General features: G+C 65.4%; 13 protein-coding genes and 1 rRNA gene. 7 read left to right on the forward strand and 7 right to left on the reverse strand.

What is annotated here, in order from left to right:
* From rrf to CAG41_RS23815, 4 genes are all read left to right on the forward strand, one after another.
* A 5S ribosomal RNA gene (gene rrf / locus CAG41_RS23800) occupies positions 1–89 on the forward strand; the annotation flags it as partial.
* 148 nt (positions 90–237) lie between these two features.
* Positions 238–897, forward strand: a complete 660-nt coding sequence (locus CAG41_RS23805; protein WP_085584651.1) for a paraquat-inducible protein A — start codon at positions 238–240, stop codon at positions 895–897.
* Positions 884–1507, forward strand: coding sequence for a paraquat-inducible protein A (locus CAG41_RS23810; protein ID WP_085584653.1), 624 nt, complete (start codon positions 884–886; stop codon positions 1505–1507). Before CAG41_RS23805 ends, CAG41_RS23810 begins: the two co-directional genes overlap by 14 nt.
* A complete protein-coding gene (locus tag CAG41_RS23815; RefSeq protein WP_085584655.1) occupies positions 1500–3803 on the forward strand; it encodes an intermembrane transport protein PqiB in 2304 nt (767 codons plus the stop codon). The genes CAG41_RS23810 and CAG41_RS23815 overlap by 8 nt, the downstream gene beginning before the upstream one ends.
* 97 nt (positions 3804–3900) lie before the next feature.
* Here the strand turns inward: CAG41_RS23815 and mksF are convergent, their stop codons facing one another.
* From mksF to mksB, 3 genes are read right to left on the reverse strand one after another with little or no spacing between them, the layout of a single operon-like run.
* Positions 3901–6741, reverse strand: coding sequence for an Mks condensin complex protein MksF (gene mksF, locus CAG41_RS23820; protein WP_085695339.1), 2841 nt, complete (start codon positions 6739–6741; stop codon positions 3901–3903).
* Complete coding sequence (gene mksE, locus CAG41_RS23825) at positions 6738–7439, reverse strand: Mks condensin complex protein MksE (protein ID WP_085584659.1); 702 nt, start codon at positions 7437–7439, stop codon at positions 6738–6740. The genes mksF and mksE overlap by 4 nt, the downstream gene beginning before the upstream one ends.
* Positions 7429–8724, reverse strand: a complete 1296-nt coding sequence (mksB, locus tag CAG41_RS23830; RefSeq protein ID WP_170930077.1) for an Mks condensin complex protein MksB — start codon at positions 8722–8724, stop codon at positions 7429–7431. Before mksB ends, mksE begins: the two co-directional genes overlap by 11 nt.
* A 232-nt stretch (positions 8725–8956) precedes the next feature.
* On the opposite strand from mksB, the gene CAG41_RS23835 reads away from it, so the two are divergent.
* Positions 8957–9703 (forward strand): energy transducer TonB, encoded by a 747-nt coding sequence (locus tag CAG41_RS23835; RefSeq protein WP_085707539.1) that lies wholly within the window; start codon positions 8957–8959, stop codon positions 9701–9703.
* The gene (gene rimI, locus CAG41_RS23840; RefSeq protein ID WP_085584665.1) at positions 9696–10148 is read left to right on the forward strand and encodes a ribosomal protein S18-alanine N-acetyltransferase; all 453 of its coding nucleotides are present in this window, start codon (positions 9696–9698) and stop codon (positions 10146–10148) included. Before CAG41_RS23835 ends, rimI begins: the two co-directional genes overlap by 8 nt.
* A gap of 31 nt (positions 10149–10179) precedes the next feature.
* On the opposite strand, the gene CAG41_RS23845 is transcribed toward rimI, so the two are convergent.
* On the reverse strand, positions 10180–10584 hold the full coding sequence (locus CAG41_RS23845; RefSeq protein ID WP_085584667.1) for a serine kinase/phosphatase: 405 nt from the start codon (positions 10582–10584) through the stop codon (positions 10180–10182).
* Between the two features lie 147 nt (positions 10585–10731).
* Here CAG41_RS23845 and can point away from each other — a divergent pair, with 147 nt between their 5' ends.
* Positions 10732–11376, forward strand: a complete 645-nt coding sequence (can, locus tag CAG41_RS23850; RefSeq protein ID WP_085584669.1) for a carbonate dehydratase — start codon at positions 10732–10734, stop codon at positions 11374–11376.
* Positions 11377–11384: 8 nt separating this feature from the next.
* Here the strand turns inward: can and CAG41_RS23855 are convergent, their stop codons facing one another.
* The 3 genes from CAG41_RS23855 to acpA all read right to left on the reverse strand — a co-directional run bounded on the left by CAG41_RS23855 (position 11385) and on the right by acpA (position 15070).
* Positions 11385–11903, reverse strand: a complete 519-nt coding sequence (locus CAG41_RS23855) for an SET domain-containing protein (RefSeq protein WP_085584671.1) — start codon at positions 11901–11903, stop codon at positions 11385–11387.
* A 177-nt stretch (positions 11904–12080) separates the two neighbouring features.
* On the reverse strand, positions 12081–13253 hold the full coding sequence (locus tag CAG41_RS23860; protein WP_085707540.1) for a hypothetical protein: 1173 nt from the start codon (positions 13251–13253) through the stop codon (positions 12081–12083).
* A 116-nt stretch (positions 13254–13369) separates the two neighbouring features.
* A complete protein-coding gene (gene acpA, locus CAG41_RS23865; RefSeq protein WP_085707541.1) occupies positions 13370–15070 on the reverse strand; it encodes an acid phosphatase in 1701 nt (566 codons plus the stop codon).
* Positions 15071–15134 lie beyond the last annotated feature (64 nt).

The raw sequence follows: 15134 nt of genomic DNA on the forward strand, positions 1-15134 counted from the left end.
CCTGATCCCATCCCGAACTCAGAAGTGAAACGATGCATCGCCGATGGTAGTGTGGGGTTTCCCCATGTGAGAGTAGGTCATCGTCAAGATTAAATTCCGAAACCCCAACTGCGAAAGCGGTTGGGGTTTTGTTTTGCCCGCAGGAAAGTTTTGTTAGCGTACGCAGAACAAATTTGCACAGTTATTTTCGAATAAGAACACTAAAATAGACCCCTCTTTTTCGGAGCCAGTGCCCTTATGTCTGATTCGGTTGACGCCCCCGGGCTGTCAGATTTACCGCTGGATGACTTGGTGGCCTGCCATGAGTGCGACTTGCTGATGCGCAAGCCGAAACTTGCCCATGGCGAGAAAGCCCTTTGCCCTCGCTGCGGCTACGAACTGTACGCCCATCGCCACAACGTGGTGCAGCGCAGCCTCGCCCTGGTTGTGGCGGCGCTATTGCTTTATGTGCCGGCGAACTTTCTGCCCATCATGCAGCTCAATGTACTCGGGCAATCATCGCAGGACACGGTCTGGAGCGGCGTCGTCGGTCTTTTCGACACCGACATGCGCGGCGTCTCGATCGTCGTGTTCCTGTGCAGCATGGCGATTCCGCTGCTCAAGCTGTTGTGCCAATTGATGGTGCTGCTGACGATCCGCTTCAATGTCGGACGCAGTTATGGCCTGCTGCTCTATCGGATCTATCACCACATGCGGGACTGGGGAATGCTGGAGGTGTACCTCATGGGCGTGCTGGTGGCGATCGTCAAGTTGGCGGACATGGCGGCGATCACCGTCGGTCTCGGCCTGATGTGCTTCATCGGTTTGCTGTTGGTTCAGGTCTGGCTGGAGGTGGTGATGTCACCGCATCAAATCTGGCAGGCGTTATCAGGAGAGGATGCCCATGCGGGCGATTGATGCAGGCATTCTGATCTGTGCCGAATGCCATGAACTGAACAGGCAGGAGGCCGGCACCGATGAGCAGACGTGCACGCGTTGCGGAGCGCAGGTTCACGCCCGGCGTCCGAACAGCCTCGTGCGTACTTGGGCGTTGTTGATCACGGCCGCCATCATCTACATCCCGGCCAACGTGTTGCCGATCATGACCGTCAGCGCGTTGGGCCAGGGCGAGCCCGCCACGATCATGTCCGGCGTGATCCAACTGGTGCAGCACGGGATGATCCCGATCGCGGCGGTGGTGTTCATCGCCAGCATCCTGGTGCCGACGTTCAAGCTGGTGGGCATCGCCCTGCTGCTGTTTTCCGTGCAGCGGCACCAGCCGTTGTCCGCACGTCAGCGGATCTGGATGTACCGCTTCATCGAGTTCATCGGCCGCTGGTCGATGCTCGACATTTTCGTGATCGCCATCCTGGTGGCGGTCGTCAACTTCGGCCGGCTCGCCAGCGTCGAAGCCAATCTCGGCGCCGTCGCCTTCGCCAGTGTGGTGATTCTGACGATGCTCGCCGCTGTCACTTTCGATCCCCGACTGATTTGGGACAACACGGAGTCGGATGCCGACCATGACTGATTTGCCTGTAGCGAAAACCCGACCGGCCTCGAACTGGTCCGCCATTTGGGTGCTGCCCCTGATCGCCCTGATCATCGGCGGTTGGCTCGGCTGGCGTGCCTACAACGAGACCGGCATCGAGATTCAGGTGCGCTTCGAAAGCGGCGAGGGCATTCAGGCCAACAAGACCGAAGTGTTTTACAAAGGCATGACGGTCGGCAAGGTGAAGGCCCTAAAGCTCGACGACGAAGGCAACTCCAAAGGCGTGATCGCCACGATCGAGATGAACAAGGATGTCGGGCAGTACCTCAAGACCAGCACCCGTTTCTGGCTGGTCAAGCCGAGCGTGAGCCTGGCCGGCATCACCGGTCTGGAAACCCTGGTGTCCGGCAACTACGTGGCCATCAGCCCGGGAGAAGGCGAGCCGACCCGCAAGTTCACGGCCCTGGCCGAAGAGCCGCCGCTGTCCGATTCCCAGCCGGGCCTGCACTTGACCATCAAGGCGGATCGCCTTGGCTCGCTGGACCGTGGCAGCCCGGTGTTCTACAAGCAGATCAAGGTCGGCCAGATCAAAAGCTACCTGCTGTCCGAAGACCAGAACACCGTCGAGCTCAAAGTGTTCATCGAACCGGCCTACGCCAAACTGGTGCGCAAGCACACGCGGTTCTGGAACGCCAGCGGCATCAGCATCGACGCCAACCTGTCAGGCGTGAAAGTGCGCAGCGAATCCCTGGCCAGCATCGTCGCCGGCGGCATCGCGTTCGCCACCCCGGAGAACCGCAAGGACAGCCCGCCCACCGACCCGAGCCTGCCGTTCCGCCTCTACGAGGACTTCGACGCCGCGGCCGCCGGGATCCGGGTGAAGGTCAAGCTCAGCGACTACGAAGGTTTGCAGGCCGGCCGTACGCCGGTGATGTACAAAGGCATCCAGGTCGGCAATCTCAAGGCGCTGAAGATCGATCCGGACCTGTCCACCGCCACCGCCGAGCTGACCCTCGACCCGCTGGCCGAAGACTATCTGGTGGCCGGCACCCAGTTCTGGGTGGTCAAACCGTCGATTTCCCTGGCCGGCATCACCGGCCTGGAAGCGTTGGTTAAAGGCAACTACATCGCTGTGCGACCGGGCGACAAGGGTGCGGCGCCGCAGCGCGAGTTCGAGGCCCGGCCGAAGGCGCCGCCGCTCGACCTGCGGGCGCCGGGCCTGCACCTGGTGCTGTTCACCGACAACCTGGGCTCGCTGGAGGTCGGCAGCCCGGTGCTCTACAAGCAAGTCAAGGTCGGTTCGGTGCAGAGCTATCAGTTCTCCAAGACCAAGAAGCAATTGGTCATCGGCGTGCACATCGAGAAGGAATACGAAAACCTGGTCAACGCCTCCACCCGTTTCTGGAACGCCAGCGGCGTCACGCTGACGGGCGGCTTGACCAGCGGCATCCAGGTCAAGAGCGAATCCCTGCAGAGCCTGATGGCCGGCGGCATCGCATTCGAGACGCCGCAGGCCAAGGCACCGCTGCAGAAGCGCATTCCGCGTTTCCGTCTGTTCGCCAACCATGACGAGGCGAACCAGAAAGGCGAGGTGGTGACGATCAAGGTCGACCGCGCCGACGGGTTACGCAGCGGCACGCCGATCCGCTTCAAGGGGCTGGATGTCGGCAAGGTCGAGAGCGTCGACCTGACGGACGACCTGCAGTCGGTGATCCTGACTGCCCGCATCACCGAAGTGCCGGAGCGCATCGCCCGGGTCGGCAGTCAGTTCTGGGTGGTCAAGCCGGAGCTGGGGCTGATCAAGACCTCCAACCTGGAGACCCTGGTCACCGGCCAATACCTGGAAGTGCAGCCGGCGGCGAAGAGCCTCGGGCCGCAGAAGAACTTCGTGGCGCTGGCCAGCCCGCCGGAAGCGGCGAAACAGGAGCCGGGGCTGAGCCTGGTGCTGAGCGCCGCCCGCCGGGGCTCGCTCAAGCCTGGCGTGCCGGTGACCTACCGCGAAATCACGGTGGGCAAAGTCACCGGTTACGAGCTGGGGCAGACGGCGGACCGGGTGCTGGTGCACATCCTGATCGAGCCGAAGTACGCGCCGTTGGTGCGCAGCGGCACGCGGTTCTGGAACACCAGCGGCCTGGGCTTCGATTACGGTCTGTTCAAGGGCGTGACGGTGCGCACCGAGTCGCTGGAGACCCTGATCCAGGGCGGCATCGCCTTCGCCACGCCGGACGGCGAGCGGATGGGCAGCCCGGCCCGTGCGGAGCAGACGTTCCCGCTGTTCGACAAGTTCGAGGACGAGTGGCTGACCTGGGCGCCGAAGATTCCGCTCGGCAAGTGACCTATGCGTAGGCGCCGGCACTGAAAATCCCAGGCCAAGAAAAAGGGCCGCGATCCATTGGATCGCGGCCCTTTGTTTTGCCTTCAGCCCACGCGGATCAGACCGCGTCCAGCTCCGGCTCGTCGGCTTGCGCGTTGAGGGTGGCCTTCACCACGTCGTGACGGCGGATGTACTTCCAGTCCGCCTCGTCGATGTAGATCCCCGCCGGGCCGCTGCCGCCTTCCAGGTCGATGGCGACACTGGCGCAGACCTGCGGCTTCACGCTCGCCAGGATCGGCACGAAGCCCAGCTGCAGGCTGGTCTCCAGCAGCGCGGCCTGGTTCTTCTCGTCGATGTCCGCCGCCTCGTCGAGGTAGTACGGCAGACGCACGCGGCCGGCCAGGTCGCGGTCCATCAAGTGCAGCAACAGGTACATGTTGGTCAGCGCCTTGATGGTCATGGTGGTGCCGTTGGACGCCGCACCGTCGATGTCGGTGTGGATCACCGGCTGGCCGTTGACCTTGGTGATCTCGAACGCCAGTTCGAACAAGTCCTTGAGGCCGAGCTGGTTGTGGTTGGCCGCCACCAGCCGCGCCAGGTATTCCTTGGCCTCTTCGTTCTTGTTGTCCTGCTCGGCGCTCTGGCTCAGGTCGAACACCGACAGGGTCTCGCCTTCCTCGTACTGGCCGGCGCTGTGGATGATCTGGTCGATGTGCTTGAGCGCTTCCTTGTTCGGTGCCAGCACGATGCGGAAGCTTTGCAGGTTGGACACCTGACGCTTGTTGATCTCGCGGTTGAACAGCGCCAACTGGTGTTCGAGGCTGTCGTAGTCGCTGCGGATGTTGCGCAGGGTACGGGCGATGTCGGTGACCGCCGCGCGCCGCGCCTTGCCCAGGGTGAGGGCTTCGTCGGTGCGGTGCGCGTAGGCGTTGATCAGCAGCTGCAGGCGGCGCTCCATGTCGTCTTCGCTGTCGAACTTGGCCACGCCCTTGAGGCGCACCTGGGCGTACAGCGCTTCGATCTGGCCGTCGCAGCGCAGCAGGCCCTGCCAGCTGTCCTGGTAGTCGTTGAGCAGCGGCAGCAGGTTGTCCATCGAATCGTCGACCGGATCCATGAACGGCGTGCCGAACGGCAGATCCGCCGGCAGCAACTGACGGCGGCGCAGGGCGTCGTCGAGGGTGCGTTGCTTGGCTTCCATGTCGGCGATCTGCCGGCCGACCAGCTGCAGCTTGGCCGACAGCTGCTGGACGCGTTCGGTGAACGCGTCGCTGGAGCGCTTGAGCTCGTCCTGGGCGGCTTCCATCTGCGCGAGCTGTTCGAGCTTGTCGCCTTCCTCGGCGCTCAGAGTCTGGGTGCGGCGGAAGTCTTCCAGCGCCTTCTGCGCGTCCAGCACCTGCTGGTACAGCGTTTCGGTCTGGGTCTTGCTCGCGGCGCGGTCGGCGGCCACGGCCTGCTGGGTCTTGAGTTGCTTGAGCTCTTTTTCCAGACGCTCCTTCTGGTCGCGCAGCGCGGCGCGGTCGGCCAGGGCCTGGAGGGCCGGCGGTTCGATGTGCGAGATGTCGATGGACAGGCCCGGCACCTCGAAGCGCTCGCCCTTGAAGCCGTCGAGGATCAGTTCCACGGACTTGACCCATTCTCCGGCGTCGTCCAGCGCGATGCCGTGTTCGCCCAGCGGCAGGCTGAACAGCGCGCTGTTGAACAGGCGCATCAGGCGTTCGACGTCCTGCTGGGAGAACTCTTCGCGCAGGCGGGCGTAGCTGTTGTTGTCGGCGTGGTCGAGTTGCTGCTTCACCGACTTCAGGCGCTTCTCCAGATCGCGCAGGCGCTCTTCCAGATCTTCGGCGCTGAACTGACGGGACTGCGCCAGGGCGCCGGCCAGTTCGTCGTGGGCGTCCTTGGCGGCCAGCAACTGCTGCTCCAGCACCTTGACGTCGTCGACCAACGCAAAGCGGTGCTTGAGCACCGACAGCTCACCGAGCCAGCGCTGGATGCCGGTGATTTCCCGCTCCAGGCGCATCAGTTCCTGGGTGCCGCCGCGCTGGTCGTTCTGCAGGTCGTCCTGCTCGCGGCGGTAGTGTTCGGCCTGGATCGTCAGCTCTTCCTTGCGCGCGTTGGCGTAGTCCGACCAGGTGCCGAGCAGCGAGTCGAGCAGCGGCGACAGGCGATGCAGCTTGCCGCGCAACACGTCGCGCTGCTTGACGCCGTTGGCCAGGGCCTCGACCAGCGGGCCGGCGGCCACCAGCGAGTTGTAGTCCTGTTCCATGCGGCGCACATCGCGGAAGGCTTCTTCGCAGGCGGCGATGTAGTCGACGCTGCCGGAGCGCAGGCTGTGCTCGAACGCGTCGAGGAACAGTTGCTTGAGCTTGGCTGCGGTGATTTCGCGCATGTGCAGCAGGTTGATGAACAGGGCGCGGAAGGTCTTCAGGCTTTGCTCGTTGGTGGAGCGCAGCGGGATCAGGGTCAGGTCGAGCGGGATCGACGTATGGCCGCCGACCAGCAGGCGACGCAGTTCGTCGGGCTTGAGCTCGTAGGCTTTGAGGCCTTCGCGCTCAAGGTTGCTGAACAGCTCCTTCTGGCGCAGGCAGGTGTCGTCTTTCTGGTAGTGGGCCAGGTCGAGCTTGCCGGCGTAGGCGAAGAACTGGTGGCCGAAGCCGCCGCCCGGGCCGCGACCGGCCACGCCGATCACGTGGGGGCCGTGGGGCAGGTTGACTTCGACGAGGATGTAGCTGGTGTCCGAGGCGAAGTAGAAGCGCCGCGACTGCTCCAGGCTGTACTTGCCGAAGCTCATGTCCGACATGCGCGCCAGGATCGGGAACTGCAAGGCGTTGATCGAGGCGGACTTGCCGAGGTTGTTCGCGCCGTAGACCGACAGCGGCTCTTCCAGCGGGAACAGGCCCAGGCTGTAGCCGGCGGTGTTCAAAAGGGCAAAGCGGCGGATGCCGTAGCGTTCCTGGCTCATTCGCCATACTCCTGTTCTTCGGCAATGGCCCGGGCCAGTGCGTCTTCTTCGCTTTCGTCCTCGAATTCGGACAGGTCAAGCGGGTCGTCGGTGGCCAGAAACTTCGCTTCGGCCGCGGCGTCGATCAGCACCGGCGCCGGCAGCGGCAGGACGCTGTGGACGCTGGCCGCCAGGTCGCGGTCCTGCTGCACCGACAGGCACACGTCGAGGAAACGGTGCATCGGCGGCAGGAAGCGGTACACGCCGTTCTCTTCGCTGGCGAAGCCGAGCTGGGTCATGCGGCGCATGATCTTCTCTTCGAGTTCGTCCTGGGTCTGCACTTCGGCCTGGATGAACAGGTCGCGGTACTTTTCCAGCAGCGACGGCAGTTCCTCGCGGCCGAGGCTGCCGCCGTCGAGCACGGCGATCGGGTCGCGGCCCTGGTCGGCCAGGTGCTCGACGAGGATGAAGGTGAACAGCGCCAGGCGCTGGGCGGTCTTGTTCACCGCGGCGGCGGCCATGTCCGGCACGAAGTAGTAGAAGCCGCGGGTGTCGCAGACCAGTTCGAAGCCCAGGGCCTTGAACAGCGTGCGGTACTGGTCCTGGAAGTTGGACAGTTGCGCGTACAGTTCCGGATCGCGGCGGCTGACGTGGTAGCCCTTGAACAGTTCGCGGAAGATCGGCGCGAGTTGGGACAGTTCGGATAGATCAAGATGCATGAGAAGTACCTGCAGAGAGGGGGCTCGCAGCATCCTCGGCGGCGGTGTCGCGGGCCGAGAGCAGGGCGAAGGAGCGCAGGCTGACCCGGTGCTCGTGAGTGTGGTATTCGCGGCGCTCCAGACGCTCGCGCTTGAAGCGTTTCTCCCGCGACAGGCGCGAGAACCAGTAGAGCAGTTCGTCGGTGGCGCCGTCCGGTTCCTGCTCCAGCAGCCAGTTCATCAGATCCGGCATCGGCAGGGCTTCTTCGCAGCGGTCGACCATTTCGCGCACGGTGCGCGGCGCCCGCGGGGCGTCGCCGCCCTTGGCGGTCTTGTGGGCCTTGGGGAAGCGCGCCGGTTTCGGCTCGAAGCGGGCGAGGGCGTACACGTAGGCCTCGACCTGGCTGGCGCTGCCCAGGAACGTGCTCTGCGGACGGGTGAACAGCGGCATCGCCGCCTGCGGTACGGCGTCGAGGCCCTTGCGCCGGATCGCCGCCAGGGCGAGGGCGGCGCCGCGGGTCACGGCGTTGTGCCGGCGGGCCTCTTCGCGCAGAGGCAGCAGCAGCTCCCGGGCGTGGCGCAGGGTGAGCTGGGCGCTGGTCTGCATTTCGAGGATGCGCGCGTGGGTGCGCAGCAGCATGTCGTCGTCGACCAGGTGGCCCAGGCGCTGCTGTTCGCTGAGCATCTTGAGCAGCACGGTCTCGACCTTGCGCACGCCCTGTTCGAAGGCGCCGTCGGCGTTGACCAGGTCGATCATCGGCTCGACGTACTCGTCCCAGGTCGCCAGCACTTCGGCGTAGCGCTGGCGCAGCGGGATCTGCCGGTCGCTGGTCTTGGCCCGTTCGGCCACGGCCACCAGGGCCTGCTCGTCGTTGTCGAGCTTCTTCAGGACGTCGCGCACGCGCATGTCGAGCAGGCGCAGCTGACGGGCGAGGTCGTTGCCGTCGCGGATCTCGAAGGCGTCCTGGATGTAGCCGGCCAGGCGTTCGAGGTGGCGCAGGTAGGCTTCGATCTCCAGGCACAGGCCCAGGCGGTGTTCACGGCGCAGGTAGGCGAGGAAGTCGTGGATCTGCGCGTTGAGCTCGAAACGGTTCGGGCTTTTGGCCACGGGCACCAGAATGTCGAGGCGGATCCACACGTCGAGCAGGTGGGTGATGTCCTGCGGCGTGCTTTCCAGTTGCTGGGCGGCCAGTTGCGTGCGCAGTTCGTTGAGGCTCAGGGTGCCTTGGTCGAAGTGCTCGCACAGTGGCTCCAGAAGTGCCCAGTGTTCAGCGAGGGCGCGCAAGACGCGCTTGGGTTCGATCATCGGAATGGCCGGCTGGTTGGCGGATAAAAGCCGCGATTGTACTGCATCGCGTGCGGTGCGATTCATTCTCGGGACGGGCTGTCGCATTCTTTGGTGAACGGACACCGGTCAAGGCTATCGATCAACAGCAAGCGATCTTGAGCGAAGGGCGGTAGAATCAGCGCACTTTAAGTTATCCACAAGTGGCCGACCCTTGCTTATCGAGTCCCGCCGCCGCGCCTATCTGAACGCCATGCAGGTGGTCAATTGGCTGCCGCGCACCGAATTGCCCTTTGCCGCGCCGTCGCGGCCCGAGTTGCTGGAGGCGCCTGAACCCGAGGCCGTCGTGCCGGATCTGCCGGCCGCTGCGGCCTCGGCCCCGGCGCAATCGGCCCCGCGTGCGGCCGAGCGGGTGAAGATCGAAGTGCCGCGCCCGACGCCGGCCGCCGGCCGTCCTGCCGCCAAACCGGTGGAGGACGCCGAGGAGGCGGCGCCGGTCGTGCGTCCCGCACCGGTGCCGCCGCCGCGTTTCGCCCTGCAGCTGCTGCGGGCCGGGCGGTGCTTCCTGCTGGTCGAGCTGCCCACCGGCGAGCCGTTCCAGTCCCGGGATCCGGCCTACCTGCTGCTCAAGGACATGCTGCGCGCCGCCGGCCTGCCGGACGCCCCGCAGATCGTCGGCGAGCCGGTGCGCTGGCCGCTGCTGGTGCGCAGTTCGATGGATCAGGGGCCGGAGGCTGCCCGGGATTTCGTCCAGGGGTTCCTGTCGGTGCGCATGGAAGAAGCGCCGTGTGCGTTTGTGTGGCTGATCGGTCTGCCGGCGGTGCGGTTTGCCGGCGAGGCGGACGCCGAGGCGTTCAACCGCGAACTGCAGATCGAAGGGCTCGGCCCGGCCTGGGCGTTGCCGGGCCTGGAACTGTTGATGGAAGAGCCGCAGCGCAAGGGCGCCGTGTGGCAAGCCATGCGCCGGCTGATGGCGCGCTGGAAAGAATCGAATGAGTGACGCTGTATCGTTCCGCCCGATGACCGAGGCGGACCTGGACGCTGTGCTGAAGATCGAATACGCGGCGTACAGCCACCCGTGGACCCGCGGGATCTTTCTCGACGGTCTGGGCAAGTACCAGATCTGGCTGATGTTCGAAGGCCAGCAGCAGGTCGGTCACGGCGTCGTCCAGATCATCCTGGACGAGGCGCACCTGCTGAACATCACGGTCAAGCCCGAGAACCAGGGCCGCGGCCTGGGGCTCAAACTGCTGGAGCACCTGATGTCCCGAGCCTACGCGGCCGAGGCGCGGGAGTGTTTCCTGGAGGTGCGCGACAGCAACACCGCGGCGTTTCGCCTGTACGAGCGCTACGGCTTCAACGAGGTCGGCCGGCGCCGGGACTACTACCCGGCGGTGGGCGGACGCGAGGACGCCGTGGTGATGGTCTGCACGCTGGTCGACTGATCCCCTCTGGCCGCACAAGGCCTGCACGGTCTCAGCGCTTGCGGTCCAGCGGGTCGCGCCTGGCCAGTTCCGCCTCGTCCGGCCCGTCGCCGGCGCCGATGTCCCGGCTGTCGACGATGCTCAAGTCCCAGTCCGCCGGATCGTCCCGACCGGCCTCATGGGCATCCCTGGCGCCGTCTTCGCGGATCAGGGTCTCCGGGCTCAGGTCATCGTCGGTGGGCTGATGGTCGCCGACGGAAGCACCGGTCATGCCCGCTTCACGCACCCGCTGGCGGGGCATCAGCTGTTCGCGCTCCCGGGGCGGCAGTTCGTCGCCGATCTTGGCGTCCGGCTGTTCGTCGTCGAAATCCAGCTCGTGCACCGACCCCATGCGGTCTTGGGTATCATCGATCGGCGCCGGCTGCGCTGCGTCGAAGGGGCGTCGTGAGTCGTTCATGGCAATTCCTCGTACTATGCTGTGGGCCTTATCTGGGTGGACTCACCGGGCACCCGAGAAATTCCGATGAAAACACTTGCCGCGCATCCGTGACCCCGACCGGCGGTCGACTGTCACACCCACGCATCTTTCTTGAGGCCTTACAGCATGCATGACTTACAAGACCTGATTGATAACAACGAGCGTTGGGCTGACGCGATCACCAAGGAAGACCCGGATTTCTTCGCCAAGCTGGCCCGCCAGCAGACGCCGGAGTATCTGTGGATCGGCTGCTCCGACGCACGGGTGCCGGCCAACGAGATCGTCGGCATGCTGCCGGGCGATCTGTTCGTGCACCGCAACGTCGCCAACGTGGTGCTGCACACCGACCTCAACTGCCTGTCGGTGATCCAGTACGCGGTGGACGTGCTCAAGGTCAAGCACATCCTGGTGACCGGCCACTACGGCTGCGGCGGTGTGCGGGCCTCGATGCAGGATCGCCAGTTCGGCCTGATCGACGGCTGGCTGCGTTCGATCCGCGACCTGTACTACGAGAAGCGCGAAGAGATCGCCAAGCTGGCGACCGAGGAAGAGCAGGTCGACCGCCTGTGCGAACTCAACGTGATCCAGCAGGTGGCCAACGTCGCCCACACCAGCATCGTGCAGAACGCCTGGCACCGCGGCCAGAGCCTGTCGGTGCACGGCTGCATCTACGGCATCAAGGACGGTCGTTGGAAAAGCCTGAACACCACCATCAGCGGTTTCGAGCAACTGCCGCCGCAATACCGCCTGCGTCCGGTCGGGGCGCCGTGACGGCGTGATCAGCGCCGGCGCCTCCAGTCCTGCAGGAAGCGCTGGCCTTGCGGGTTCGGCGGTTCGTCGAACCCGGTGATCCAGCCGCGGCAGCGCGGGGCGCCGCAGCCGCAGGCGAACTGGTGCAGCACCTTGCTTTCTGTGGCGGCCAGATCGACCGTGAGCCGCTCGCCCGGCGCGATGTCCCTGAGCGCCCACAGCCACAGTTCGCTCATGTCCAGGAACACGTTCGGGTCGCAGGCATGTCCGATCAACCCGCAGAATCTCGGGTCATACAGATGCACGTCCGGCAGCAACTGCCGGGTCTGCCGGCAGCGGTAGGGCAGCAGTTGCCCCGAGATCCGGCACATGCGGCTGATGCGCAGGAATCCCTTGCGCGCCACGACGGCCGAGGGCAGGCCTTGGGGATCGTGGACGATCTCGAAGTCGTGCCGGGAGGGAAAGCCTAGGCGGACCGGCAGCCCCGCGAACGGATAGATGCCTTCCGTGTCGCGCGGCACGGGTCGTTGGACGACGCAACGGTTCATAACTGTCCCTGTCGATGGTCGTGTTGATTCCTCAAAACCGACGTCCTGTCGGTACTGTTTCGCTGATTGGCTCAATGTTCTCGCGAGCGGCCCGGCAGGTCTACTGTCAGATCTGACAGGCGAAATGGACGCATCCTTGCGTCAGCCCTGGCTGACACAAGGGGCGTCGAGCGTGCCTTACAGGTGCGGGGCGGGTTGGGCGGTGGCCGGCAACGGTTCCTTCAGGGCCTTGAGCTGCGTCTTGACCGGCGCGGTGGTGCACTTGGCCGCCGCATGCTCCGGGGTGAGGTTGCGGATCGAGGTGTAGAACAGCTCGCAGGTCTTGACCTTCTGCGTGACTTGCCAGGTCTGGGTGCAGCTGTTGAGCAGGGTCTTCGGATCGCTGCCCGGCTTGCTGCCCATGCCCGCCTGCCAGCAGGCGGCGCTCAGGTCCTGGCCCATCACCTTCAGGCCGGCCGCGTCGGCCTTGGCCTGGGCGTCGTCGCCGGTGTAGGTTTCCGGATCCGCCGCGTACCAGATGTAGCTCGGGTGGTTGGAGCCCAGCACCGGCACCTTCACGCCGTCGCTCGGGCTGATGGTCGCCAGGCCCAGCACGTTCACGGTCTGGCCGTACTGCTGCTTGATCCAGTTACGCACCGGCGCGCCGAAGGCCACCATCGGCAACGCGGCGCCGTTGGCGCTGACGCTGACCTGCTTGACCATGGTGGTCTGGTAGTCCTTGAAGTAGTCGTAGACGCCTTCCAGGTCCTTGCCGGCGCTGGCCGGCGCGGCGATCGGGGCGATGTCGACGATGGTCTGGTAGGCCGGGGTCTGGTCGGCGGGGATGCCGTTGTCGGTCAGAAGCGCCGCCCAGCGGTCGGTGGTGTTGGAGCGCAGGTAGTCCTGGGCCTGGGTCAGCGAATAGTCCGGCGGGAAGTGCAGCAGCTCGACGCTCTTGCGGTTCTCCAGGGCCATGCCCAGCGGCAGGAACAGATACCAGCTGTACGCCCACTTGCCGTCGGCGTTGAGCTTGCTGGCGCCGGTGTAGGCCAGGTCGCCGGCGTCCAGCAGGGCGGACAGCGGCTTGTCGTAGCCCTGCGGCACGCCGCTGATCTCGGCGTAGAGCTGATCGTTGTCGGTCTTCACCAGCACCTTGGCGTTGGCGTACCCGTCGCGCTGCACGCTCTGGGTCAGGTAGTGCGACACGGTCTGTTCCAGCGTCCAGTTGCGGAAGCAGATCACGCTGCAGTTGTTGGGGTAGGCGAAGAGGCGGGTGACGCGTTCGGTGCTGCCCAGCTTCAGGTCGACATCGGCGTGGGCCGCCGCGCTGAGGGTCAGCGCGGCGAGAGTGAGTCCTGCGAGTTTGAACATGCTCAGATCCTTTTCAGCGTGGGTCCCGGAGATGGGATGCGTGCCATATTGGATCAGCCGTACGGCGCAGAGAAGCGCCCGCACGGAGTTTTTTTGCACGCCCGCAGGCGCTGTCCTCAGACCGGAAAACGCAGGGCGGCGGTCAGGTCGCCCAGCGGTTTCTGGCCCCGGGCGGCCATGGCCTCGTCGCGTTGCCTGAGCCCGTCGAGCTTCTCCAGCCGGAACACCCGGGTGATCAGGCGCAGGATCGAGGCGGTGTCGTACACCGTATGGTCCACCGTGCCCTTGCGGGCGAACGGCGACACCACCAGCGCCGGCACCCGGGAACCGGGGCCCCAGCGGTCGCCCTTGGGCGGCGCGACGTGGTCCCACCAGCCGCCGTTCTCGTCGACCGTGACGATCACCACCATGTTTTTCCATTGCGGACTTTCCTGCAGCACCTTCAAGGCCCTGGCGATGTGGCGGTCGCCGGAGGCCACGTCGGCGTAGCCGGCATGCATGTTCAGGTTGCCCTGGGGCTTGTAGAAGCTGACGGCTGGCAGCTTGCCGGCCTCGGCGTCGGCGAAGAAGCGGTTGCTGCCCGACTCGTCGCCCAGGCCCGCGTCACGCAGGCGCCGGGCGCGCTCTTCGGGGTTCTCGGGCCCCTGCTGGCGGAAGTAGTTGAACGGCTGGTGGTGGTACTGGAAGTTCGGGATCTTGGGGATGCCGCCCGAGTCCTTGAACTGATCCAGCGTCGCTTGCCAGGCGCCGGCGTACCAGGCCCAGTCGATGTTGCGCTTGGAGAGCTTGTCGCCGATGTGTTCGTGGGTCTGGGGCACCAGGACGTTGGGCAGATCCGGCTTGGAATAGGCCGGCCGCTCCGGGTCGCGGATCCAGGTGGGCCAGTACGGTGGCGCCAGGGTGTTCACCGCATAGCCGTCCGGCGTCAGCGCGCTCGGGCCGAACTGCGGCGGGCCGGTCATGGCGCTGGCCGGGGATTGCTCCAGCGGCTTGAGGCGCGGGTCGGCGGGGTCGTCGCTCTGCAGGGACGCGATCTGACCTTTGGCCACCGACTCGGCCGCGTGCGGATAGAAAGGCACGGTGGCGCTGATCAGGTACTGGTGATTGAGGAAGGAGCCGCCGAAAGCGCCCTGGAAGAAGTTGTCGCACAGCACGAATTCCCGGGCGACGTCCCACAGGCGCAGGGAATAGCGGCTCTGTGCGTAGTGGCCCATGGTCAGGCCGCCGGAGTCGGCCCAGGCCACGAAGCCGTCGTTCTTGCCGCCGTTGATCTGCATCTGGTTCTGGTAGAACACGTGCCACAGGTCGCGGGTCACCAGGCCCAGCGGCAAGTCTTCGGCGTTCGGCCCTTTGAGGGCGAACGGTGCGTTGGGCAGGTTTTCCTGAAACTGCACGGCGGTGGGGTACGTCACGCCGTCCAGGGTCTGCGGGCCGGTCTGCAGGATGCCGCCCCAGGCGGGAGGCAGGGCCGGCAGCAGGCTGCCGTCGCGGTCGCGCTGCTGGTAGTCGGCGGGCTTGAGGGCCGACAGCGGTCGCTCGACGCCCGGGAAGTCGCCGAACAGGTTGTTGAAGCTGCGGTTCTCGGCGTAGATCACCACCACGGTCTTCACGTGGGTTTGCAGGGCCTTGTCCAGTTCGGCCGCCGACAGCGGACGTTCGTCCGGCTTGCCCGGTCCGTCGCCGCGGTTGCCGCAGGCCGCCAGCGTCGCGCCGGCGCCGAGCACCGCCACACCGCCGAGGAAACGGCGTCGACTGGTGTCGGCAGGAAGGTCATGGTCGGGGGAGGGCGGGGCGCTGTCGTTTGTGTCGTCGTTCATCTAGAAGCCTGTGCCTGCTTAATTGTTTCAGTATGTTTCTGGCGGACGCTAGCAAGGGAATGTG

This window comes from Pseudomonas sp. B35(2017) (assembly GCF_002113645.1).
Lineage (GTDB): Bacteria > Pseudomonadota > Gammaproteobacteria > Pseudomonadales > Pseudomonadaceae > Aquipseudomonas > Aquipseudomonas ekonensis.